The organism is Bacillus sp. FSL L8-0654, from assembly GCF_038629965.1.
Lineage (GTDB): Bacteria > Bacillota > Bacilli > Bacillales > Bacillaceae > Bacillus > Bacillus safensis.
The window spans coordinates 2,990,160-3,014,462 of record NZ_CP152026.1 but is presented as its reverse complement, the minus strand read 5'-3'; the positions used below and the strand labels follow the sequence as shown (position 1 = coordinate 3,014,462).

General features: G+C 42.6%; 20 protein-coding genes. 19 read left to right on the top strand and 1 reads right to left on the bottom strand.

The window, feature by feature from the left end; translation table 11 throughout:
• Positions 1 to 57 precede the first annotated feature (57 nt).
• The 17 genes from MHH65_RS15650 (at position 58) to pdxA (ending at position 22,227) form a co-directional block, all read left to right on the top strand.
• Positions 58 to 780: a response regulator transcription factor gene (locus tag MHH65_RS15650; RefSeq protein WP_024423448.1), complete on the top strand. Its 723-nt coding sequence runs from the start codon at positions 58 to 60 to the stop codon at positions 778 to 780.
• Between the two features lie 3 nt (positions 781 to 783).
• A complete protein-coding gene (locus MHH65_RS15645) occupies positions 784 to 2,538 on the top strand; it encodes a HAMP domain-containing sensor histidine kinase (protein ID WP_034280895.1) in 1,755 nt (584 codons plus the stop codon).
• Positions 2,539 to 2,673: 135 nt separating this feature from the next.
• A complete protein-coding gene (gene uxaC, locus MHH65_RS15640; protein WP_098677563.1) occupies positions 2,674 to 4,101 on the top strand; it encodes a glucuronate isomerase in 1,428 nt (475 codons plus the stop codon).
• A 66-nt stretch (positions 4,102 to 4,167) separates the two neighbouring features.
• Complete coding sequence (locus tag MHH65_RS15635) at positions 4,168 to 5,178, top strand: LacI family DNA-binding transcriptional regulator (protein WP_034280892.1); 1,011 nt, start codon at positions 4,168 to 4,170, stop codon at positions 5,176 to 5,178.
• A gap of 58 nt (positions 5,179 to 5,236) precedes the next feature.
• On the top strand, positions 5,237 to 6,694 hold the full coding sequence (locus MHH65_RS15630) for a tagaturonate reductase (RefSeq protein WP_061110079.1): 1,458 nt from the start codon (positions 5,237 to 5,239) through the stop codon (positions 6,692 to 6,694).
• Positions 6,691 to 8,184 (top strand): altronate dehydratase family protein, encoded by a 1,494-nt coding sequence (locus tag MHH65_RS15625; RefSeq protein ID WP_061110078.1) that lies wholly within the window; start codon positions 6,691 to 6,693, stop codon positions 8,182 to 8,184. Before MHH65_RS15630 ends, MHH65_RS15625 begins: the two co-directional genes overlap by 4 nt.
• Positions 8,185 to 8,204: 20 nt before the next feature.
• Positions 8,205 to 9,620 (top strand): glycoside hydrolase family 28 protein, encoded by a 1,416-nt coding sequence (locus MHH65_RS15620; RefSeq protein WP_061110077.1) that lies wholly within the window; start codon positions 8,205 to 8,207, stop codon positions 9,618 to 9,620.
• Between the two features lie 147 nt (positions 9,621 to 9,767).
• The gene (locus MHH65_RS15615; protein WP_061110076.1) at positions 9,768 to 10,718 is read left to right on the top strand and encodes an ABC transporter substrate-binding protein; all 951 of its coding nucleotides are present in this window, start codon (positions 9,768 to 9,770) and stop codon (positions 10,716 to 10,718) included.
• Complete coding sequence (locus tag MHH65_RS15610; RefSeq protein WP_061110075.1) at positions 10,684 to 11,742, top strand: iron ABC transporter permease; 1,059 nt, start codon at positions 10,684 to 10,686, stop codon at positions 11,740 to 11,742. The genes MHH65_RS15615 and MHH65_RS15610 overlap by 35 nt, the downstream gene beginning before the upstream one ends.
• The gene (locus tag MHH65_RS15605) at positions 11,739 to 13,025 is read left to right on the top strand and encodes a heme ABC transporter ATP-binding protein (protein WP_061110074.1); all 1,287 of its coding nucleotides are present in this window, start codon (positions 11,739 to 11,741) and stop codon (positions 13,023 to 13,025) included. The genes MHH65_RS15610 and MHH65_RS15605 overlap by 4 nt, the downstream gene beginning before the upstream one ends.
• A gap of 180 nt (positions 13,026 to 13,205) precedes the next feature.
• A complete protein-coding gene (dapA, locus tag MHH65_RS15600; RefSeq protein ID WP_254001441.1) occupies positions 13,206 to 14,105 on the top strand; it encodes a 4-hydroxy-tetrahydrodipicolinate synthase in 900 nt (299 codons plus the stop codon).
• Between the two features lie 7 nt (positions 14,106 to 14,112).
• Complete coding sequence (locus MHH65_RS15595) at positions 14,113 to 15,285, top strand: iron-containing alcohol dehydrogenase (protein ID WP_034280884.1); 1,173 nt, start codon at positions 14,113 to 14,115, stop codon at positions 15,283 to 15,285.
• Between the two features lie 64 nt (positions 15,286 to 15,349).
• Complete coding sequence (locus MHH65_RS15590) at positions 15,350 to 16,756, top strand: sodium:solute symporter family protein (protein WP_070326014.1); 1,407 nt, start codon at positions 15,350 to 15,352, stop codon at positions 16,754 to 16,756.
• On the top strand, positions 16,753 to 17,928 hold the full coding sequence (locus tag MHH65_RS15585) for a sialidase family protein (protein WP_254001440.1): 1,176 nt from the start codon (positions 16,753 to 16,755) through the stop codon (positions 17,926 to 17,928). The genes MHH65_RS15590 and MHH65_RS15585 overlap by 4 nt, the downstream gene beginning before the upstream one ends.
• Positions 17,929 to 18,075: 147 nt before the next feature.
• Positions 18,076 to 19,857, top strand: a complete 1,782-nt coding sequence (locus tag MHH65_RS15580; RefSeq protein WP_254001439.1) for a sigma-54-dependent transcriptional regulator — start codon at positions 18,076 to 18,078, stop codon at positions 19,855 to 19,857.
• A 25-nt stretch (positions 19,858 to 19,882) separates the two neighbouring features.
• Positions 19,883 to 21,226, top strand: a complete 1,344-nt coding sequence (locus MHH65_RS15575) for a four-carbon acid sugar kinase family protein (RefSeq protein WP_254001438.1) — start codon at positions 19,883 to 19,885, stop codon at positions 21,224 to 21,226.
• Positions 21,202 to 22,227 carry a 4-hydroxythreonine-4-phosphate dehydrogenase PdxA gene (gene pdxA, locus MHH65_RS15570; protein WP_268412643.1) on the top strand — a complete coding sequence of 342 codons (1,026 nt, stop codon included), beginning with the start codon at positions 21,202 to 21,204 and terminating at the stop codon, positions 22,225 to 22,227. The genes MHH65_RS15575 and pdxA overlap by 25 nt, the downstream gene beginning before the upstream one ends.
• Before the next feature lie 17 nt (positions 22,228 to 22,244).
• Here the strand turns inward: pdxA and MHH65_RS15565 are convergent, their stop codons facing one another.
• Positions 22,245 to 22,991 carry a 3-oxoacyl-ACP reductase family protein gene (locus tag MHH65_RS15565; protein ID WP_254001437.1) on the bottom strand — a complete coding sequence of 249 codons (747 nt, stop codon included), beginning with the start codon at positions 22,989 to 22,991 and terminating at the stop codon, positions 22,245 to 22,247.
• 187 nt (positions 22,992 to 23,178) lie between these two features.
• Here MHH65_RS15565 and MHH65_RS15560 point away from each other — a divergent pair, with 187 nt between their 5' ends.
• Entirely contained in the window at positions 23,179 to 23,748 is a 570-nt protein-coding gene (locus MHH65_RS15560) for a cob(I)yrinic acid a,c-diamide adenosyltransferase (protein ID WP_254001436.1), read from the top strand.
• Positions 23,749 to 23,910: 162 nt separating this feature from the next.
• Entirely contained in the window at positions 23,911 to 24,303 is a 393-nt protein-coding gene (locus tag MHH65_RS15555; RefSeq protein ID WP_041115718.1) for a membrane protein, read from the top strand.

The following is a 24,303-nucleotide window of genomic DNA, read 5'->3' as shown; positions in this document are numbered from 1 at the left end:
TACTTTAGACAATGGTAATATACGGTTAGAGATCATAGCTAGAAAGGAAAGAGATGCGTGGAAACAGCAAAAATATTGATTGCAGATGACGAAGAAGCAATTGTGAAAATGGTTGAACGCGTATTAAAAAAAGAAGGATTTAAGCATATTTATAAAGCCTACCATGCAGATGAAGCATTAGATATTGTCAAAAACGAGGACATCCACCTCTTACTTCTAGATGTAATGATGCCCGGTAAGTCTGGTTTTGACGTTCTGCCTGAAATCAGAAAGTTAACGAAAGTGCCTATTTTCTATTTAACTGCAAGAACTTCAGATGTCGATAAACTGACGGGCTTTGCACAGGGGGCAGATGATTACATCACAAAGCCATTTAACCCGCTTGAGCTAGTGGCTAGAATTAAGGCTCACCTAAACCGAACTTATATCTCCTTACAGGAGGAGCAAGAAGACACTCAAAGCCAATATCATTATGCCCATTTCTCCTATCATCCTCATGCAGCCGAATTGAAAGTAAGAGGAGAGGTGACGGCATGTTCTGCTCAGCTTCTTTCTTTGCTGAAGTACTTTTGTGACCATCCGAATGTGGTTCTCTCAAAAGATCAAATCTATGAGAAAGTATGGGGCGTCCCATCATATGGTGATAACAACACTGTCATGGTTCATATTCGAAAGCTGAGAGAAAAGATTGAATTAGATCCGAGTCAGCCAGAATATATTGTGACGATCCGTGGTATGGGATATAAATTTATACCGCACCCTGCAAAGGTCCTTCAATAATTTATGAATTTACGAGCAAAACTTTTCTTTCACTTTGTCGGACAAATGTTTATTGTGATTGCCATTCTGACGATCGGCAATACGTTCTCTGAGAACTTATATTTAAATAAATACTATGAGAACATGACCGAAACTGGTTTAACAAAAGCTGATGGAGATACACTCATGAGCTGGCTTTATTTTAACGAGGATGGAAAAATGGAAGCCGACGATCAGCTCAAGCAAGCAGTGGAAAAAAGAGACGGCTGGCTGCAAGTGATTGATTCAAAGAAGAATACCGTTTATAGCTATCACCGCCCTAAATCAATTCCAACGTCTTATCAAAAGGATGAAATGATCAAGATCTTTGAAAAAAGAGAATTTAAAGATTACAAGATGTACTTCTGGCCAATTGAGATTGATCAAGAAAGTTTTACTGTGTTATATGGGTTCAAAACGAACAGCACAAAGGTAGCCAATTATCTGAAACAGCACGAGAAGAATTTGGCTGCATTATCTCAATATTCGGTTGAAACAAAAGAATTCTTGAAGAGAATGAATGGATCGGTTCATTTGTTCAATGAAGAAGGAAAATATTTAAAAGGCATTCGGGCCAACACTAGTTTGAAACATAATGTAACAGATGTTGAATTGCTCAAGTATCAATCGAAGCCTTGGGAGTTTAGAAGTGACCTCACTTATATGAAGGTGAATAAAAACCTGTATATCATCGTCTCGGTACCAAATAAAGTATACAGCCCAGACGAGCTTTACGATAAAGAGAGGGACGCTTTAAATCAATATACAACCATCTTAATTGCAGGTCTTGCACTCACTATTATTATTGTCATGACATTGTGGTATTCGTATCGTTATGGGCTGCCAATTTATCACATTATTCGCTGGCTGATTTTCTTATCAAAAAATAAATTGCAGGAACCAACAAATAGAAAGGGAATTCCAGTCAGTAAAAATAAAAAAGGCCGTATTAAGCGGGAATACCGATTATTTGAGGATATCCTAAAAACAATGGATCAGCTCACGCTTACATTAAAAGAGAATGAAGCAAACCGAAGAAAAATTCAAACCACAAGGGAAGAATGGATTGCAGGATTGTCTCATGATTTGAAAACGCCTCTAAGTACGATTTACGGCTATGGACTCATGCTTGAATCCGATCAATATCAATGGTCCAAAGAAGAAGTCATGGAAATGGGACAGGTGATTCGTGAGAAATCAGAATACATGTCGACACTGATTGAGGATTTAAACCTCACGTACCGATTGAAGAATGGTGCCCTGCCTATTAATCGGAAACCGGTTGAACTCAGTGAATTTTTAACTTCCATTATGGACGAGTTTTCAAGAAGCTCTTCATCTGAGGATTATCCATGCTCCTTTGAAGATCAAACAGATGGTGTCATATTTGAGATCGATAAAGCATGGTTCAGACGAGTGATTGAGAACCTGCTGGCGAATGCAGTGAAGCATAACGAAAAAGGCACTCATATTACAGCAGTTTTATCTGAAACAGAGGAAGAAGTTCGGATCGAAATGAAAGACAATGGCCGCGGAATGGCACAGGAAACGGTGGATCACCTATTTAACCGCTATTACAGAGGAACAAATACAAATGATCCAACGAACGGAACAGGTCTCGGGCTTGCGATAGCAAAAGAGCTCGTCTTGCTGCATGACGGTGATATTCAAGTTGAAAGTGAACTAGGCACTGGAACAACTATTGCGATTATCCTAAAAAAATCATCACCTGTAAAATAGCCAAAAAACGATTTTCTTTTCTAAAGGAGATCGTTTTTTCCTGTTTTAGGATTGAAATTAATTTTGTAAACGATTACAATAAAATTGTTAACGTGAACAAATTATTTTTATCTTTAAGAGAAATGGGGGAGTTTGATGAAAGCCTTTTTAGATGAACAGTTTTTACTCAACAGTCAGACGGCGGAAAAGCTATACCATGAGTTTGCAAAGGACCTTCCAATTATAGATTACCATTGTCATTTAAGCCCCAAAGAAATCTATGAAAATAAAACCTTCCATAATATCACCGAAGCATGGCTTTACGGAGATCATTACAAATGGCGTGCCATGAGAGCAAATGGCATACCCGAATCGCACGTCACAGGGGATGCCTCAGACTATGAGAAATTTCTGGCGTGGGCGAAGACCGTTCCCATGACCATTGGAAACCCGCTCTATCACTGGACTCATTTAGAGCTGAGACGATATTTTGGAGTTGAAGAACTTTTAAACGAAAAAACCGCACACATCATCTGGCAAAAAGTAAATGAAAAGCTGCAAGGAGAGGGTTTTGGTGCAAGAGACTTCATTGTGAAATCGAACGTTGAAACAGTCGTGACAACAGATGATCCAGTCGACTCGCTTTGCTATCATCAAAAACTGCGGGAAGAAGGATTCACTGTGCAAGTACTGCCCGGATTTCGGCCTGATAAGGCACTTGATATAACGAATCACCTATTTACAGCGTATGTTCACGAACTGGCAGAGGCTTCATCTACTCCAATCCAATCCTACCAAGACTTTTTGAAAGCACTCCGTACAAGAATTGATTTTTTCCATGAACAGGGCTGCCTGATCTCAGATCATGCCATTAACGAAATGACGTTTGAAGAAACGACGGAAGAAGAAGTGGAAGCCATCTTTTATAAAAAAATGTCGGGGCATTCATTGACGGAAAAAGAGAAGATCAAATTTAAAACACAAACATTCATAAAGCTAGGTCAGGCTTACTATGAGCGGGGCTGGGTGATGCAGCTTCATATCAATGCGCTTAGGAACAACAATACGAAAATGTTTGAGCGGCTTGGGCCAGATACAGGGTATGATGCGATGAATGATGAAGACATTGCCAAGCCGCTTTGCAGAATATTGGACCGTTTAGAACAAGAACAGGCACTGCCAAAAACCATTCTCTATTCCTTGAATCCTCGGGACAATGTTGTGATTTCCACATTGGCTGGAAGCTTTCAAGACGGGACGACACCTGGGAAGATCCAGCACGGCACAGCTTGGTGGTTTAATGATACGAAACAAGGGATGACAGAGCAGATGATGGCTCTATCCAGTATTGGACTGATCAGCCGTTTCATTGGGATGCTGACAGATTCACGAAGCTTTTTGTCGTATACAAGGCATGAATATTTTCGAAGACTGCTATGCGATATCATCGGAGATTGGGTAGAAAAAGGAGAAGCCCCTTATGATCTTGAACTGTTAGGGGGAATTGTGAAAGGAATCAGCTATGAAAATGCCAGGCAGTATTTCCAATTTGACCGGGCAAAGCAGCTCCAGCATCCAAACTGAATGACATGAAGAAAATGAAAGCGGTTTTATGATAAGATGGTAAAAAATCATAAAAGGCGGAATAGCATGACAGTCACAATTAAAGACATAGCAAAATTGGCAAACGTCTCTCATACCACGGTATCAAGGGCTTTGAATAACAGTCCTTTTATTAAAGAGAAGACAAAACAAAAGATTTTGTCGATTGCAAAACAGCTGAATTATTCACCGAATGTCCATGCGAGAGGCCTAGTATCACAAAAATCATTCACAATTGGTCTGTTTTTTACGAGTTTAACAGAAGGCACATCTTCAAGCTTCTTTGTGGATGCGTTAAAAGGTGTCAACAGCGTCATGACAGAGTATTATAATCTCTTTGTAAGAGGAATTGACGACTTTCACGATTACACAACCATTCATAAACAACGCTACGATGGCATTTTGCTCATGAGTCAAAGCGAACACGATGAAGCATTTATCCATCATGTGAAGAAACAGGGCATTCCCATCATTGTGCTGAATCGCCGTGTAGAAAGTCATGAGGTCATGAATATATTAGCAGATGATAGTCAAGGAGCTTACCAGGCTGCACACCATTTCATTCAGCAAGGTCATGAACAAATCGCCATCATTGAAGGGAAAGAAGGCTTTAAATCAACTCAAGAAAGAAAAGCTGGTTTCCTGCAAGCGTTAATTGATCACCAAATACCTATGAAGAAAGAATATATGATGAAAGGCGACTATCATATGAAAAGCGGCTATGAATCAATGGAATCGCTGCTGGCCCTTGATGATCCGCCAACAGCGCTCTTTTGCTCAAACGATGACATGGCGATTGGTGCAATGAATGCATTATTTGCAAAAGGCAAAACGTGTCCAGGTGATATTTCTATTATTGGTTTTGATGATATTGCCTTTTCATCCTATACCACACCTGCATTGACAACGGTGAAAAAACCGATTGAAAAAATGTGTGCACTTGGAGCAGAAGCTATCCTTTCAGTGATAAACGGTGAAGAGCAAGAAGAAGATCATATGGAAAAAGTGTATGTCCACACAGAGCTGATGATCAGAGATTCAGTCAAAAAGGTGCAGTAATCTGCACCTTCTTAGAAAAATGTTCACGTGTGCATAATGCTTGGAGAGGGGAATCCATTTGAAACGATTATCAAAAGCCATATACCCAGCACCTGAGTATCCGGAAACGATTTTGCAGATTGGTGAAGGAAATTTTATGCGAGGATTTATCAATTGGCACATCCAGAAGCTGAACGACTGCACAGATTTTAAAGGAAGAGCGGTTGTTGTTCCTCCTCGAAAAGGATCAGTAGCAGCATTAAATGAACAAGATGGCTTGTACACATTATGTATTCAGGGATATCATGACCAGCAAGAAATGAATGAACGTATGATCATCCAATCGATTAGCAGAGGAATTAGTACGTATACGGATTACGAGGAATTTTTACACGTAGCGGAAAACCCGGATCTCCGCTTTGTTTTCTCAAACACGACAGAGGCAGGACTTGTGCTCAGAAAGGAGGATCGTTTGGAGGATCGGCCGCAAGCCAGTTTTCCAGGAAAGCTGACAGCGTTCTTGTATCACCGGTTTAAAGCATTTGCTGGAGATGAGCAGAAAGGACTGATCATTCTGCCTTGTGAATTGGTTGAACAAAATGGTGATCGATTGAAGGAATATGTGATCAGTATGGCAGCTGAGTGGGAACTGCCGCCTGCGTTTTTTACATGGATTAAGGAAGCCAACACGTTTTGTAATACGCTTGTGGACCGGATTGTCCCTGGATTCTCTAAGAAAGCGGCTGACATCGTACGAAAGGAAGAAGGGTATATCGACGAATTGCTTGTCACGGCAGAATATTATCATCTTTTTGTCATTGAAGCGCCCGCTTTTGTGAAAAAGGAGCTCCCCTTTCAAGAAGCAGGATTAAATGTACTTTTTGTAGAGGATATTGCGCCTTATCGTATGAGCAAGGTACGAATTTTAAATGGTGCACATACGGCGATGGTGCCGATTGCCTATTCTTGCGGTTTAGAAACTGTAAAGGAAGCTGTGGATGATGAGCATGTTGGTCCGTTCATCCGGCGTATGCTGGAGGAGGAAGTATTGCCAGGGCTTGAACTCCCTGAAGATGAGCTTCTTCTTTATACACAATCCGTTTGGGATCGTTTTTGCAATCCATTTGTAAAGCATCAATTGCTGGATATTGCGCTGAATGGGGTATCCAAATTCCGAACCCGTAATCTTCCGTCATTGCTTGATTATGTCGAGCGAAAGAAACAGCTGCCAATGAAACTTGTGTTTTCACTTAGCAGTCTCATTTATTTCTACAGAGCACATGCAGGAAGGGTAAAGGATGATGAAACTGTGCTAACGCTCATGAAGGAAGCATGGGACGAGGAAAACCATTCTAATGAAGGAGTTGCAGCGAAAATTCTTTCATGCGAGTCATTATGGGGCAGAGATTTAACAGATATAAATGGATTGAGTCAAGCTGTAGCTGATCAGCTTACCCTCATACAGACGCATGGGATGAGAGCAGCTGTTCATCGAATGATGCTTCATCAATATGAAAGTCAGGGGGAGAAAGCATGAAAGACTTTATTGTCATCCACCCTTCAGATAATGTCGGTATTGCTTTAAAAGGACTTGAGCAAGGGGAGGAGCTGCAGCATCAAGGACATACGATTATCTTAAAAGAGACCGTCGCCAAAGGTCATAAGTTTGCATTGGCTGAAATCAAGCAAAGAGAGAATATTATCAAATATGGCTATCCCATTGGTCATGCAGTGACTGCCATTTCTGCTGGAGAATGGGTGCATACGCATAATATCAAAACCAATCTATCTGGCAAGCTGGAATACGAATACCAGCCTTCATTATCAGAAAACCCCTATGAAAAAACGAATCTTACATTTAAAGGGTATAAACGAAAAAATGGCGGAAGCGGAATTCGCAATGAGCTTTGGATTGTTCCTACCGTTGGATGCGTGAATGGCATCGCCGATCAAATGATCCAAATATTCACCGCTGAAATGGGTGGAAACATCCATCCTTTTGAAACAGCCCTTGTATTAAAGCACAATTATGGCTGCTCACAGCTTGGGGACGATCATGAAAATACCAAAACCATTTTACAAAATGCGGTGAAGCACCCTAATGCTGGAGGAGTACTCGTTCTTGGACTTGGCTGTGAAAACAATGACATTGAAGATTTTCAGTCCACATTAGGTGAATATGACCGTACGAGAGTGAAATTTTTAAGAAGCCAAGAAGTAGGAGATGAGATTGAGACGGGAGTCGCTTTACTCAAGGAAATTTATGATGCGGCGAAAGAAGATCATCGTGAAGACATTCCGTTATCTGAGCTGAAAATTGGCTTGAAGTGCGGAGGATCAGATGGATTCTCTGGTATTACCGCAAATCCGCTTTTAGGCAGACTGTCCGATTTTCTTGTCGCGCAAGGCGGAACAACTGTGCTGACAGAAGTGCCCGAAATGTTTGGTGCTGAAACGATTTTAATGGAGAGAGCAGCATCAGAAGCGACTTTCGACAATATTGTGCAAATGATCAATGACTTTAAACAATACTTCATGGATCATCGACAGCCGGTATATGAAAATCCTTCCCCGGGAAATAAAGCAGGTGGAATTTCGACATTAGAGGATAAATCTCTTGGCTGTACACAAAAAGCAGGTACTTCTGATATTAAAGATGTATTGAAATATGGAGAGCTGCTGAAACAAAAGGGATTGAACCTATTAAGTGCACCTGGTAATGATTTGGTTGCTTCATCTGCACTTGCTGCTTCTGGCTGTCAAATGGTGCTTTTTACAACAGGCAGGGGGACACCCTTTGGTACGTTTGTGCCAACAATGAAAATCTCGACCAACACAGCCTTATATGAAACAAAAAAGCACTGGATTGACTTTAATGCCGGAGAACTGCTTGAAGATGTACCGGAAGATGTTGTATTAGAAAAATTCATTTCAACTGTCATTGATGTGGCGAGCGGGAAGCTGTTAAATCATGAAAAAAACAATTTTAGAGAGCTGGCTATTTTCAAAACAGGTGTCACACTTTAAGGCGACTGGGGGATGAGTACGTGTCTAAAAAACGGGATTTGATGTATATCGCAGCAGGAACGGTACTAACTGGAGTTGGAATTGCTCGTTTAGCAAAGCAAGGGAAGAAAGATAAAAAAGTAAACGGAATTGATCAAGTGCTAAAGCAGATAAAAGCACCGCAGTTCCCAGATCGTGAATTGAATGTGGTGCATTATGGAGCAGATGCGGAAGGGCAAGAGCTTTCTACAAATGCTATTCAGTCTGCCATTGATGATGCCCACCGGTTGAAAGGGGGACGGGTGCTGATCCCAGCAGGGACATTTATGACAGGTGCTTTAGAATTGAAAAGCAATGTAGAACTTCATCTGCATGAGAAAGCCTATGTGACATTCAGCCAAGACCCAAAGGATTACTTGCCTCTTGTACTGACAAGATATGAAGGGGTTGAACTTTATAATTATTCACCTCTCATTTATGCACACCATGCAGAAAACATCGCTATAACTGGAGCCGGAACCCTTGATGGCAGAGGGGATGAGCATCATTGGTGGCCTTGGAAGTATGGGACAAATGGCCAGCCCTCTCAGGATCGGGATCGCCAGCTTTTGTTTGAAATGGCGGAAAAGAGAATACCGGTAGAAGAAAGGGTATTTGGAGAAGGTCATTATTTAAGGTCGAGCTTTATTCAGCCATACCAATGTCAGCATGTGCTAATCGAAGGAGTGACAGTGAAGGATTCACCGATGTGGCAAATTCATCCTGTGTTAAGTGATAACGTCATCGTCCGCGGCGTTAAAATCATTGGGCATGGACCAAACACAGATGGTGTCAATCCGGAATCTTGCCGGAATGTGCTCATTGAAGATTGTTATTTTGATAACGGAGATGATTGTATTGCCATCAAATCGGGCAGAAACGAGGATGGACGGAGAATAGGGATTCCATCTGAAAACATTGTCATTCGTAGAAATGAGATGCGGGATGGACACGGCGGTGTGACGATCGGGAGCGAGATCTCTGGCGGGGTAAAGTATGTTTATGCAGAAAATAATGTCATGGACAGTCCGAACCTTGACCGGGCACTGCGTATTAAAACCAACTCTGTCAGAGGCGGCACCATTGAACATATTTATTTTAAAAACAATACAGTCAAAAGTCTAAAGCATGAAGTGGTCTGTATCGACATGATGTATGAGGAAGGAGATGCTGGTCCGCATCGTCCTGTTGTACGTCATATTGAAGTGGAAGGACTCAAAAGCAGCGGCGGACGATATGGTGTGAAAATAGCCGCATATGCACATTCTCCTGTGACTCACTTTAAAATGAAAGATTGTGTCATAGATGATGTGGCGTATCCATTATCTTTAGAGCATGCCGTTTCTCCTGCTTTTGAGAAAGTCGCCATCAATGGAGAACAAATCAATTCATTGAAGAGTGAAAAACAGTCTTTTTAGAGGCTGTTTTTTTGTTTTATGAACAGAAAAGACGCTTTTAGAAATCACATATACAACCTATCTGCACTGTAGTATAATATTCCCGAAATTAGAAAAGAATTGACGAAAGAGATTTCGTTAAGCAGTACATAAACCAGGGGGTTACTCATGAAAAAGTTAACAGCTATTTGGCTATCGTTATTGCTTGTGATGGGTGTTTTAGCAGGATGTGCAGGCGCTGAGACAGATCACAAAGCAAAAGGGTCACAAAATAAAGAAACGGCCACTGCGGCATTTCCCGTATTGATAAAAGATGCAGCTGGCAAAACAGTCGAAATCAAAGAACAGCCTAAACGAATTGTTTCGTTAATTCCAAGTAATACGGAGATTGCTTATGCACTCGGTCTTGGAGATAAAATGGTTGGACGATCAGACTTTGACAATTATCCAAAGGAAGTCGAAAAGGTAGAGAAGATTGGCGGACTTGAATTCAATGTCGAGAAGGTCATTTCCTTAAAGCCAGATCTTGTCTTAGCACATGCATCTCAGATGGGATCAAAAAATGGATTTAAACAGCTTGAAAATGCAGGGATCCAAGTACTGACTGTAAATGATGCAACATCCTTTAAGGATGTGTACAAATCAATCAATATGATCGGTGAAGCAGCCGGCGTGAAAGAAGCATCAACAAAGCTTGTAGACGAAATGAAAACAAAGCTGAATGACATCAAGAAACAAGCAGAGGGGATTTCGAAAGACAAGCAAAAAACAGTCTTTGTCGAAGTATCAGGTGCACCTGAAATCTATACAACTGGTAAAAATACATTTATGGATGAAATGCTTTCTGTTATCCATGCCAAAAATGCTGCAGGTGATCAAACTGGCTGGGTGCAAATGACGGAAGAATCGATCATCAAGCGAAATCCTGATGTCATCGTTACAATTGATGGATCAGGCTTAGCTGATTTGAAAAAAAGAGACGGCTGGAATGCAATGAAAGCAGTGAAAGAAAAACAAGTCTTTCAATTGAATACGGATCTCGCATCAAGACCGGGACCGCGATTGGTTGAAGGAGTCGAGGCTCTTGCGAAAAACGTCTATCCTGACACGTTCAAATAAATTGATCATCGCATATACACTAAGTGTTTTACTTCTTGTGATGAGCATTGGAATGGGAATCTCCTTTGGAAGCTTAGGGATTCCCATTCCTTCTATTCTTCGTATATTTGTTCATGAACTATTCGGAGTGCAGTTTGGAACCATTGATTCCATCGATCGCAATATTATGATGAACATTCGGCTGCCAAGAGTCATATTAGCGGCATTAGTCGGAGCAGCACTTGCGTTATCTGGTGCAGCTTTTCAAGGTTTATTAAAAAATCCTCTCGCTGACCCTTATACGCTGGGGGTATCTCAAGGGGCATCAGTTGGAGCCGTAGCGACCCTGTTTTTCAGCTTGCAGCCCCCGCTTTTTGGCAGCTTCACACTGCCATTATTCAGTATGACAACAGCGCTTGTGACCCTCTGTCTCGTTCTCTTTTTTGCGCGTCTTGTTCATCGGGGGATGAGCATCTCTTCTTTGATTTTGACAGGAGTGATTTTCAGCTCTTTTTTGGGTGCGCTCATTTCATTGATGATTGCTTTAACAGGTGATGATCTAAAAGAGATCATTCATTGGCTGCTTGGCAGTGTGTCCATGAGGGGCTGGCGTTATATTGTGCTTTTTCTTCCTTTCTTTCTTATTGGGACCTTTGCGTTAATGTTGATGGGGCGGGATTTGAATGTGATGACGTATGGCGAGGAGAAGGCAAAGCTATTAGGTGTTCATGTGAAAAGGAGCAAATATATTGTGCTGCTGGCGGGCTCGATCCTGACCGGAAGTGCAGTAGCGGTATCAGGGACGATCGGTTTTGTAGGACTTGTGATTCCGCATTTTATCCGCCTCTTAACTATCACAGATCATCGGCATCTGCTGCCTTTATCTATGCTGAACGGTGCTTCCTTTCTTGTATTAGCAGATGTGTTATCCCGTACCATCATTGAGCCGACTGAATTACCGATTGGCATCATTACTGCGTTAATTGGTGCACCTGTATTTGGCATCATCCTCATTCGTAAATATAGAGGTGGGACGCACGTATGATTCAAGTGAAGGAAATCAGAGGTGGATATGGAGAGAAAGAGGTCATTCGAGGCATTAATCTTGAAGTAAAGCAAGGAGAATTTCTCGGTATACTCGGTCCAAACGGGAGCGGTAAGACGACCCTTCTTAAAATGATGGCAGGGATTTTAGCACCTAAGAGCGGAGAGGTGCGTCTCGGCGGTCACCTTATTCAATCCTATCAGCCAAAGGCGCTTGCGCAAAAGATGGCCGTTCTGCCGCAGAAAACGGACCAAGCTTTTTCATTTACGGTGGAAGAAACCGTCCAATTCGGTCGTTATCCATATCAAAAAGGGTGGCTGCAATCTGTCACGCGAGAAGATGTGCAGGTCGTCAGCAAAGTAATGGAACAAACGGGTGTTGCACAGTTTAAGAATCAATCCATCCATGAGTTAAGCGGAGGAGAACAGCAGCGTGTATATTTAGCACAGGCATTGGCGCAGCAGCCTGAATATTTATTGCTGGATGAACCAACGAGTTTCCTTGATTTAGCCTATCAAAAAGATTTGCTTGATTTAATTAAAGAAGAAACTGATTCCTCTAGGTTAACGGTCATTGGTGTATTCCATGATGTGAACATCGCTAGTTTATATTGTGATCGGCTGCTTCTGCTTCATGAAGGAAAGACAGACATGTTAGGACTGCCGCATCACGTCTTGACCACTGAACGAATCAACCGTGTGTATGAAACAAATGTGACACCGCTCCAGCATCCATTTAGGGCTAACCCCCAGCTGATGGTTGAGCCTGCAGCCCCTTCAAAAGCATCAATTGTAAACATAGCCGATGGCTGGAGGACTTATAGCTCAGAAGGAATGACGTTTTCCATTAATCAGCCTCTTCGCATCCTTTCCTCACATAAGAAAAACGGCGGGTTCTTTTGGAAAAGGTCTATTGGAACGGGAACGAAGACGCTTCATGAGCAGCTAGAGTCATCTGAAGATATGCTGTTTTTCGAGCAAGCTAACGGATTAGCACAATTTGCCGCAGAAGACGCCGAAGACGATATGATCCTTTGCGGCATGCTTCAGCAAGAAGAGTTGGCCATTTGGCTTATCCTGAAACGATCTTTATCAGACGGAGCAGCTGTTCAGCTCATGGGGCAGCTTATGCACATCATGAAGCAAGAAACAAGCATTCCAATCCATCATCTTTGTATTGCTACACCCAATACGCATGAAACGGAAGATGCTGACCTTTTACACGAAAGATTAGGACAAAAGGTGCATGGGCTTCTTCAAAAGTTGAATGCCATTCAAAAGTGAACCAAAATGGTTCGCTTTTTTTGTTGAAAACATCAACAGCTGCATAAGAAATGAACTTAATATAACGAAAAATCAAAAAAGTGTTGCTAATTAAATCACAATCCTTTTATAATAAAAAATATGAAAGCGCTTAAAATATGACATGTTTAAAAATGCAACACATAAGAAAGGGAGGATTATTTGGACATTCAAGGGATTATACCAGCTATTTTGACACCGCTTACTGAGGAAGAACATTTTCATCCCGAAGTGGCAACGCAATTAGTGAATCGTTTGATCGAGTCAGGTGTACACGGCATCTTTGCTTTAGGCACAAATGGAGAGTTTCATTTGTTTTCAGAGGAAGAAAAGCTTCAAATTGCTGAAACTGTCGTGAAGGCTGTTGGCAGACGAGTGCCGGTATTCATTGGAGCAGGTGAAAATAGTACGGAGGCAACCATCAGGCTGTCAAACAAACTGGCAGATCGAGGGGTAGATGTTCTGTCTATCATTACACCTTACTTTGTTGCACCAACCCAAGAAGAGCTGTATGAGCACTTTCGTCACATATCTGAGAATGTGAATATTCCGATTCTGCTTTATAACATTCCATCTAGAACAGGAGTATCTCTAGCACCAGAGACGGTTGCTCGGCTCAGTGCACTGCCGAATGTGCTAGGCATTAAAGATAGCAGTGGAAACATTGAAAATATCAAGGCATATCTGGATGTCACAAAAGATGAAGATTTTGTTGTCCTTGCAGGTACGGACTCACTCATTTTGGATACCTTGAAACTCGGCGGAGCAGGGGCGGTCGCAGCAACTGCAAATGTACTTCCTGAAACTGTCGTTGGACTCTATGAATCTTTTCGAAAAGGGAAGCTTGACGAAAGTGAGCACTTCCAGAAGCAGCTGCAGCCATTAAGAGCAACATTCGGTTTAGGGACATTACCAGCGCCTTTGAAAAAGGCAGCAGAGCTTTATGGAATTCCGGTTGGCCCGCCCAAAAGCCCTGTAAAAGAGCTGTCAGGTGAGGCATTGGAAGCTGTGGCACAAATGGTTGAAGACTATCGCAAACAAGGAAAAGCGGCAAAGGAGTAGTGAAGAGATGACGATCACGCATTATCACTTTCAGACGGCATCACACATTGTATCTGGCGCAGGTTCTTTAGACCTTCTTGGGGAGAAATTAGATAGTTTAGGGCTTAGCAGACTCACATCCATTTTTATATTAACGCAGCCATCTATCGTATCACTTGGTTATGCAGATCACATCAAAAGAGAACTTGCGAAAAAGGGGATAGCAAGTGAGATAAGTACAGAAATCAAACCTGAACCAACAGAAGAAAATATCGAGGATGTATTCCACACATTTTTAAGAGGAGCGCATGACGCCATTATTGGAATTGGTGGCGGGAGTGTCCTTGATGCTGCAAAAATTTTAGCTGTTCTTAAGACAAACGATCAGCCGATTTCTGCTCTCGTTGGCACAAATCTTGTGGAAAAAAGGGGAGTGCCAACGATTCTCATTCCGACAACATCTGGTACGGGATCTGAGGTGACACCAAATGCAATTGTGACTTTTCCAGAAAAGGAATTGAAAATTGGAATGGTTAGTCCGCATCTTTTGCCAGACCTTGTCATCTTAGATCCAGCACTTACTCTCAACTTGCCGAAATCTATTACCGCAGCTACAGGTATGGATGCTTTTACGCATGCGCTTGAATCTTATATTTCAAATAAAGCCAATCCATTCAGTGATATGTTTGCACTGGAATCGATGCGGCTGATTTCAGGAAGTATTCAGGAGGCATATCATCACGGGGAGAACATGAAGGCAAGAGAAAATATGCTTGTTGGTGCAATGTATGGAGGAATGGCGCTTACAAGTGCCGGAACTGCTGCTGTTCACGCTATGGCTTATCCATTAGGGGGGAAATACAAGATTTCTCATGGTGTTGCTAATTCCATGCTGCTTCCGCATGTCACTGCTTTTAATGCAGATCATATCATTGATCGGCTTGAACATGTGGCAAGAGCAATAGGACTAGCGGGAGCTCACACAAAGCAGGAGCTTGCAGAGCGTGTGATTCATCAAATTGAAGATTGGACAGCGGATTTACACATTCCACAGCAGCTCAAAGCTTTTGGCGTGTCCAAGGAGGATGTACCGGCACTTGCTCAAGCAGCTTCAGAGGTGAAGAGATTAATGGACAACAATCCAAAGCCAATGTCTGTTTCTGATATTGAACAGGTATACATGAAACTGCTTGACGCTTAATGCTTTATTGGGATGGGACATGAGAAGTTGCTTCACACGGCTTGCACACAAAGGGGGATTTTAAATGAATGTCTTAAGCAGTTCTGTCATCACATTTATTTTGATCGTCATTATTCTCTATATACTATTTACGACTTGGCTGACGATGCGTTTCCGTAGTAAATCCAATTCAGAATTTAACAATGCTGCTAAGTCACTTCCAGCCATTGTAGTCGGTATTTTGCTCATGAGTGAATTCATTGGAACGAAATCCACTGTTGGAACTGCAGAATCTGCCTTTACGCATGGGCTTTCTGCTTCATGGTCTATTGTGACTGTCGCTATCGCCTTTTTTATCTTTTCCTTTTTCTTAGTAGGCAAGTTTTATCGAACAGGACAGTACACCATTTCAGGTATTATCGATCAGAAGTTTGGAAAATCAACGAAGCTAGTTGTTTCTGTTATTATGATTGCCGCATTGCTGCTTGTGAATCTAGGAAACTATTTAAGTGGTTCAGCTGCCATTGCATCCATTTTGGGGCTTCCTTTAATGACCTGTGCGATCATTACAGCTGTTGTGAGTACATTTTATTTTACATTCGGAGGAATGAAAGGGGTCGCATGGGTCACGATCCTTCATTCGATCGTGAAGTATGCGGGAATTTTAATTACACTAGGGGTAGCTCTTTACTTAACAAAAGGCTTTGAACCAATGAAACAAACGATGCCTGATCATTTCTTTACATGGGACGGGACAATTGGATGGGGGACGATAGGAGCTTGGTTTATAGGAAACATGGGTGCCATCTTTGCTACGCAGTTTATCATTCAAGCAATCACTTCGTCGAAAAGTGAGCGTGAGGCAAAGAAATCAACACTTTATGCGGCTCTGCTTTGTTTGCCGCTCGCCATTGCAATCGGTGTGATCGGCGTAGCTGCACATTATTTGTATCCAGACATTGATCCTATTTATGCCTTCCCTGTCTTTTTACAGCATATGAATCCAATTTTGAGTGCCATTGTGGCAACATCGCTTGTGGCATCCATCTTTGTCGGTGTGTCGACGGTTGCGCTTGCGACAACAACCTTAATTATGGATGATTTTTATGTACCGAAAATGAAACCAACACCGGAGCAGAGAATGAAAGTCACGAGGTATGTGGCTGTACTCGTTGGAATTGTGCCTCTTGTAGGAGTAGCACTTGCGCCGGAGCTGCTGTCCCTTTCCTTTTTTACAAGGGCGCTTCGAACATCAATCGCTGTTGTAGCAGCGATGGGCTTTTACTTGCCGTACTTTAATTCAAATAGAGGGGCGACCATTGGCCTTACTGCTTCAGGTGTTACCACGACGGTTTGGTATTTACTCGATAATCCATTCGGAATCGATAATATGTATATTGCCATTATCATTCCTTTCCTTGTGCTGGTAATCGACCGACTTTTCAGTCCGCCTGCTAAAAAGGATCAACCATTGAAAGGAGAATTGTCATGAAAAATGAAGAGACTGTGATAAAAATAGATGGAATTTTGCGACAAAATGAACAAGATACAGAGAGAAAAGAAGCCTTTCTGCCAACAGACTGCGTGCAGAATCATGCGGCCAATCTACTTGAGCTGGATAATGGAGATGTATTATGTGTTTGGTTTGGCGGAACGCAGGAGGGAATACCTGATATCTCAATCTATATGTCGAGACTCAAACGAGGAAGTAACAAGTGGACAGAGGCAGTGAAGTTATCTAACGATCCTGCACGCTCTGAACAAAATCCAGTTCTGTTTCAAGAGGAAAATGGCAGGCTATGGCTGCTGTATACCGCACAGCTATCTGGGAATCAAGATACGGCCATCGTGAGATACCGGCTATCAGAGGATAGAGGTGAGACATGGGGTGAGATTGATACTTTGTTTGAACAGCCGGGTACGTTTATACGTCAGCCGATTGTTGTACTGGATAATCAAGATTGGCTGCTGCCGGTCTTCTATTGTAAGACCATTCCAGGCGTCAAATGGACGGGGAACCGGGATGTCAGTGCTGTGAAGATTTCATCCGACCAAGGAAAGACATGGGGTGAGGTCATTGTACCAAACAGCACGGGCTGTGTTCATATGAATATTGGAAAGTGTGCAGACGGCTCCCTCATAGCCCTCTTTAGAAGCCGGTTTGCTGATTCGATTTATATCAGCCGTTCCGTCGATCATGGGCGGACATGGTCTGAGCCAAAGGCGACAGAGCTGCCCAATAATAATTCATCCATTCAATTTACCGTGCTCCAAAATGGGCATCTTGCCCTCGTCTATAATCATATCAATGCGGATGAGCAAACAGAACGAAGAGCTTCTTTATATGATGAAATTGAGGATGAAGGCGATACGCGCACAGCGGTTGATACAGAAGCACGTCCAGCCTTTTGGGGAACACCGCGTGCACCGATGACTTTGGCGCTCTCTGAGGATAATGGTGATACATGGCCTATCAGACGTAACCTTGAAGTGGGTGATGGATATGCGATGACAAACAATTCAAAGGATAAACTAAATCGAGAGTTTTCTTATCCATCCATCACGGAAGGAAAAGACGGGAAGCTGCATATTGCGTTTACGTATTATCGGCAGGCGATCAAATATGTGTGTGTGACAGAAGAATGGGTCAATCGCACTTCTTAACTGCAAGAGGGCCCTGCTTCTGGTGAATTGTAACCCTCATTTGCTTCATTTATAATTGATGTTTGGAGGGTTGTCCCCATTTTCTATCGGCTGGACTCCCTCAAGCTATGTCTCGTGATGAAGAGATAAAAAATGGGGGTCCTTTTCATGAATATCAAAGTGTTAGGTGTTGCGCCGTATAAAGGGTTGGGCGATGTGTTAATCGACCTTGCCAAAGAAGAAGAAAATATGACATTCCAGCTTGTAGTCGGAGATCTCCGGTCTGGTGTTGCTCTTGCAGAACAAGCAGAAGCTCAAGGAATGGATATCATTATGAGCCGGGGCGGAACAGCTGCGCTCATTCAAAAACATGTGAACATCCCAGTAGTGGATATCCCTGTGTCAGGGTATGACTTGCTTCGTGCCTTAACACTGATAAAAGATTATCAAGGTAAAAAAGCGGTCGTGGGTTTTGAAAATATTACACAAGGTGTACGCACCATTGGGGAATTATACGCGATTAAAATTGATATTTACACAGTGCAGCAAGAGGAAGAGGTATGGGATCTCTTAAAACAATTACAAGAACAAGGGACTCAGGTCGTGCTTGGAGATGTCATTACTGATAAAGCGGCTAAAGAGCTGGGAATGCAGAGTATGCTCATTACATCAGGTCGTGAATCGGTCAAAGAAGCATTTCATCAAGCAAAACAAATGTATCGTTTATATAAAGAGGCGACAGCTGAACAGCGTCTCTTTCGTGAAATGATTGATCAAGAGCCGAAAGGGATGCTCATCATTGATCCGCACAACCAGCTACATTTTATGAATCAACAAATGAAACAATGGACAGAAAAAGGATTATTTGCACCGTCTACTTCTCATGCTGATGTGATTGCGTGGTGTCCAGCACTTGAACCGGCACTAAAGGCGATTCGAGAAGGGAAACAAAATGGCTATTCTCAAATATCCCATCAGCAGCAAGTGTGGCATGTCAAAGGAAGCATGCTATCGAAAGGCGAGTTGCTTGTCACGATTGAAAAGCCTTCGGCTGTGATGAATCAAGAAGGTCATCGTATTTGGACGCTTGCGTCGCCTATTCATTCAGAACATCCATTTGCTCTTTTTACAGATCAAAGCCCAAAAATGAAAGATGTGATCAATAGGGCAAAAGCGTTTAGTCAAACGGAGCGCTCGATTTGCCTGTATGGTGAACAAGGAACGGGTAAATCATGCCTTGCATTTGCTATCCATCAAATGAGCGAGAGGAAAAATGAGAGCTTTACGACAGTACATTGCAGACGTTTGACAGAACCGGAAGATATAAAATCAATCCCTCTGCATCAAAAAGGGACGATGTTTCTAAAGGATATTGAGAGCGTTCCAATGGATATACAGCAGCTCATTGCCGAGCAGCTGCATCATCATCAGAATATTCGCTGGATGGCTGCGTCTCAAGTGGATTTGTTCAAATTGATGCAATCTGGAGCGTTTAGTGAGGAATTATATACAGGCTTACAGGAGCTCACAATTCATGTCCCTGCGTTGTCTGAACGGCCGGAAGATATTGAGGACATGAGCAGGTTATTTATTGCGGAACTGAATTCTCTTTACGGGACGCAGGTGGTTGGGCTGTCAGCAGATGTGATTGAAGCCTTTCAACACCAGAAATTCAGAGAAAATGTCAGGCAGTTCAAGCGGATCATTGAGGAACTGGTACTGACAACAAAAAGTGGATATATCACGTTGAATAGGGCAAAGGCAGCAATTGATCAGCTTGCCTTTGAAAATGAAGAAAAACAGCTGTCCAGCTATTTGAATGGAACGCTTGATGAGATTGAAAGACGGATTATCAAAACGGTGCTGGAAGAAGAAAATATGAATCAATCAAAGGCGGCAAAGCGGTTGAATATCAACCGTACGACGCTATGGAGAAAGCTAAAGGAATAATATGTAATGAGGCCGAGGTGTCTAAATGACAAACGATCTATTAAAAAAAGGAGCGAAATTAGAGCAAAAGGTAATCATTGTGGCGGATGATTTGACAGGTGCCAACGATACAGGTGTTCAATTTGTCAAAGCGGGCTTAACAGCCTCTGTTCTGTTTCAGCCGTCATTTGAAGGCATTGACAGGTATAAAGAGGATGTGCTGATTGTGGATACCGATTCACGAAGTATGTCTTCAGTGAACGCCTACCATGAGGTCAGCCAAATGGTGCAGCCATTTCTCCAAGATGAATCGCACCTTTTCTTAAAAAAAATAGATTCAACGTTAAGAGGCAATATAGGAATTGAACTGCAAGCACTAATGGATATTGGCCCATTTGATGCGGCGGTTATCGCACCTGCCTACCCAGATGCACAAAGAGCAACCAATAATGGCATACATTATGTGGAAGGAGTGCCTGTTCATCTGTCAGAGGCAGCAAAGGATCCGAAAACACCAGTTTTGACATCCAGCATATCAGGTTTAATTGAGGAGCAGACGAACGTCAGACCAAAAAACCTTTCTCAACAAACAATCGGCGAAGAGCTCAAAGGAATGAATGATGAGGTATCATCGTTATTGAAGCATGGTCATCAATGGTTTGTGTGTGATGCAGAAACAAGTGATGATTTAGGGCGGATTGTGGAAGTGTTTATGAAGATGGATAAAAGAATACTATGGGTCGGTTCAGCGGGACTAGCTGGTGCATTATCTGCATATGTCGCTAAAAATAGAAATACTTCTCGTCTTAAAAAACAGAGACCTGTCCTCATCGTATCTGGAAGTGCCTCTCAAAAAACAAATGAGCAGTTTGCTTATTTAAGAGAAACTCACGATTGTTTTGAGATAAAAGTGAACCCGCTGAATGTATTAAACGGCCGTGAAGCATGGGAACGAAAATCAGTTCTCGATCAACTGCGTAAGCGTCAGAACGAAGATATTCTCCTTTACACAGATGCACGGCCAGAGATGGTTGAAAAGATGCTGATTTACGGAGAAAAGAAAGGGCTGTCAAGACAAGAGGTTGGAAGTGCTTTGTCCGTCTTTCTTGGAATGATCACAAAAGACATTGTCACATTATCAGGAATGAGACGACTTTTCCTAACTGGCGGAGATACAGCGCGGGCGATTTGCCAGGAGCTTGGAGCAGGAGGTATTCGGCTGCTGAAAGAAATTGAACCTGGCATCCCGCTCGGCCAGCTCGTTGATACGAATTTATATGCGGTTACGAAAGCAGGAGCTTACGGTCAAAAAAATTCAGTACTCCACGCGGTAGAAGTGCTGAAAAAGATAGAGGGGGAAGTCGAATGTCAAAACCAATCATTGCTGTAACGATGGGAGATGCGGCTGGCGTTGGTCCTGAAATTATTTTAAAAGCTTTTCAGCAAACGCGTTTACATGAAGAAGCCGTTCTATTTGTGATCGGAGACACCAGTATATTAAATAAGGCGAAAGACTTTGTGAATACAGATGTGGAGATTGTAAGTATCATAGAACCAGAGGAAGCGGAGCAGGTTAAAGCCGGAGCTGTTCCCTGCTTAGACCTCAAGCTCTTAACGAACGAGATGCCGATTGGGGACATATCAAAAGAAGCAGGAAATGCTGCTTTCCGATATCTTGAAAAAGCCATTAGTCTTGCAAATGACCGTAGAATTGACGGCATTTGCACAGCGCCGCTAAACAAAGAGGCACTTCATAAGGCAGGTCATATGTATCCAGGACATACAGAAATTTTAGCTGACCTGACGGGTACAGAAGATTATGCGATGATGCTGGCGGCCCCTAACTTAAAGGTAGTTCATGTCACCACACATATTGGATTAATGGATGCCATTTTAAAAATTAATCCCGAGCGTGTATACACGACGATTAAGCTGGCACATGATACACTCGTCCGTTCTGGAATCTCTGCCCCTAAAATTGCTGTATGCGGGATTAACCCGCATGCTGGGGAGAATGGGTTGTTTGGGAACGGAGAAGAAGAGGAGAAGATCATCCCAGCGGTTGAACTAGCGCAGGAAGAAGGGATTCAAGTATTTGGGCCGCTGCCTGCTGATACCTTGTTCTTTAGGGCAGCAAGAGGTGACTTTGATATCGTTGTGGCGATGTATCATGATCAAGGGCACGGACCGATTAAGGTGCTTGGCTTAGAATCGGGTGTAAACATTACAGTTGGGCTGCCGATTATTCGTACAAGTGTCGATCATGGGACGGCATTTGATATCGCAGGAACAGGAAAAGCCGATTCTGCGAGCATGGAAGAAGCTATTAGACAGGCCATCATGCTTTCTGGTACGAGAGAAAATCAATATGAGAAGAAAAAGAGCCTTTAAGAAGAGGCTCTTTTTTTCTAGTTCATATACGTTCCGCCATTCATATTGATGGTTTCTCCTGTGATAAAATCCGACTGGTCAGAAGCTAAAAATGTCACAACATTTGCGACTTGTTCTGGTGTTCCAATCGTTTTCAAAGGAATTCTATCTAAAACCGAACGCCGGTATTCATCGCTCCACTGTTTGCTCATGTCTGTTTCAATTGGACCAGGGCAGACAGCATTCACATGAATGTGGTGCTCTGCTAATTCTTTGGCAAGATGCATGGTTAAATAATTGATGCCTGCCTTTGATGCACCGTATGCAGGTGATGCATTGTGGTGAGGGGTTTTGCCAGTTGTAGAACTCATATTGATAATCTTTCCGCCTTGTTGTTTGATCATGTCAGGAATGACCGCTTGGCACATGAGGAATGTGCCGGTCAAATTAATATCAATCAATCGTTTCCACTCATCAAGGGATGTCTCGACTGTGGATTTTCGTAAATTGATCCCAGCATTGTTGACCAGCAGATCAATCTGTCCAAAATGTGTTTTCGCTTGCTCCACGAGTGAAGAGGCTGTCTCTGGTAAACTAGCATCACCAGCAACATAAACGGCTCGTTTCTCTTTTTTATTCAGTGAGGAGCAAACCTCTTGCAGCAGCATGTCGTTCGTTCCATTGAGAACGACGTGCGCTCCTTCGCAGACAAGTGCCTCCGCAATGGCGCGGCCAATCCCTCTGCTTGCACCTGTAATGATCGCTACTTTATTTTGTAAACTCACGTACATCCCACCCATCTCTCATTTTAAAAAGCGCTTTCATTCATTATAAAACGGTATGTTTCATCATTCAACATATATAAGGGGATTAGGGTAATTTTCAGTTAATGTGTTTCATAATTAAACAAATACTTCCTTTCAACTTCAGGTTATACTAAAAGGACAAAGCAGTAGAAAAGGGGGCAAACCGTTGAAACTTTATACGAAAACCGGGGATCAGGGTCAAACAGGTTTGATCGGCGGAAGAGCTGATAAAGATGATGTGAGAGTAGAGGCGTATGGAACGCTAGATGAGGCGAATAGCTTTATTGGACTCGCGCATGCAAATTTACGGCAGCATGGCGAATTGTTTCAGGATCTTTTGTCAGAGCTGATTGTTATTCAGCACGAGCTGTTTGACTGCGGCGGTGATTTGGCAGCAGTCAAACCACGTAAAGAAGGCAAATTAACAGAAGCCTCTGTGACAGCCCTTGAGAAAAGGATGGATGTCTATGTAGAAGAGGCCGCGCCGCTCACCAAGTTTATTTTACCAGGCGGTCAGGAAGGCGCTGCTCTCTTACATGTGGCGCGGACAGTCGTCAGAAGAGCCGAGAGGCATATTGTGACGCTTGCAAAACAGGAGGAGATTCCCGCCGTTGCGCTCTCATACGTAAACCGTCTATCCGATTATTTATTTGCAGCCGCTCGAATCGTGAATTATCGGCTTGGTGAAGCTGATGTTGAATATGAACGAAGTGCCGATGTGTTTCGTTCTAAATAAGGAAAGCACTCTTCATAGAAGAGTGCTTTTTTATTAGGTTCTGCCGCTCAGTCTGAGCATTGTTACGACTCTAGTCGCAATCAAAGATCAATCTGTGACACGTTTTGCCGGCTTTCTTTTTTGACTATAGTTAAAGCAAGGAGCAAGAAAGGAGGCATGAAGATGAAAATAACAAGTAAAACCATTATCGGTTCAATTTTATTGTTTGTCGGTTTATCCATCTTCTTTGGTGGTTCATTTGGTGGACTGATCCCGGTTTTGATTGGGGCAGGCCTCATCTATGTAGGTGTTAAAAAATACGAAAAAGGCAGTAAAACCTTAGGTGTCATTCTAGCAGTCATTGGTGTATTGATCGTCGTGCAATTTTTGCCGTTTATACTTGGCATCGCATTTGCAGGGGTACTTCTTTATTTTGGCTGGTCGATGATCAATGGTGAATCTACCAAAAAATCATCAAGCAGAGCATATATGGAGCCAAACACGGCACCTAATACGGAAGAACCGCTTCACACGTCTTTTGATCAAGAATGGGAAGACTTTTTAAAGAAAAAATAA

What these genes read in the sequence shown, in the direction of transcription:
- MHH65_RS15595 (WP_034280884.1), top strand. Translation starts at nt 14,113, where the DNA reads ATGACGATCACGCATTATCACTTTCAGACGGCATCACACATTGTATCT.
- MHH65_RS15585 (WP_254001440.1), top strand. Translation starts at nt 16,753, where the DNA reads ATGAAAAATGAAGAGACTGTGATAAAAATAGATGGAATTTTGCGACAA.
- MHH65_RS15605 (WP_061110074.1), top strand. Translation starts at nt 11,739, where the DNA reads ATGATTCAAGTGAAGGAAATCAGAGGTGGATATGGAGAGAAAGAGGTC.
- MHH65_RS15625 (WP_061110078.1), top strand. Translation starts at nt 6,691, where the DNA reads ATGAAAGACTTTATTGTCATCCACCCTTCAGATAATGTCGGTATTGCT.
- MHH65_RS15555 (WP_041115718.1), top strand. Translation starts at nt 23,911, where the DNA reads ATGAAAATAACAAGTAAAACCATTATCGGTTCAATTTTATTGTTTGTC.
- MHH65_RS15575 (WP_254001438.1), top strand. Translation starts at nt 19,883, where the DNA reads ATGACAAACGATCTATTAAAAAAAGGAGCGAAATTAGAGCAAAAGGTA.
- MHH65_RS15580 (WP_254001439.1), top strand. Translation starts at nt 18,076, where the DNA reads ATGAATATCAAAGTGTTAGGTGTTGCGCCGTATAAAGGGTTGGGCGAT.
- MHH65_RS15645 (WP_034280895.1), top strand. Translation starts at nt 784, where the DNA reads ATGAATTTACGAGCAAAACTTTTCTTTCACTTTGTCGGACAAATGTTT.
- MHH65_RS15635 (WP_034280892.1), top strand. Translation starts at nt 4,168, where the DNA reads ATGACAGTCACAATTAAAGACATAGCAAAATTGGCAAACGTCTCTCAT.
- pdxA (WP_268412643.1), top strand. Translation starts at nt 21,202, where the DNA reads ATGTCAAAACCAATCATTGCTGTAACGATGGGAGATGCGGCTGGCGTT.
- uxaC (WP_098677563.1), top strand. Translation starts at nt 2,674, where the DNA reads ATGAAAGCCTTTTTAGATGAACAGTTTTTACTCAACAGTCAGACGGCG.
- MHH65_RS15590 (WP_070326014.1), top strand. Translation starts at nt 15,350, where the DNA reads ATGAATGTCTTAAGCAGTTCTGTCATCACATTTATTTTGATCGTCATT.
- MHH65_RS15615 (WP_061110076.1), top strand. Translation starts at nt 9,768, where the DNA reads ATGAAAAAGTTAACAGCTATTTGGCTATCGTTATTGCTTGTGATGGGT.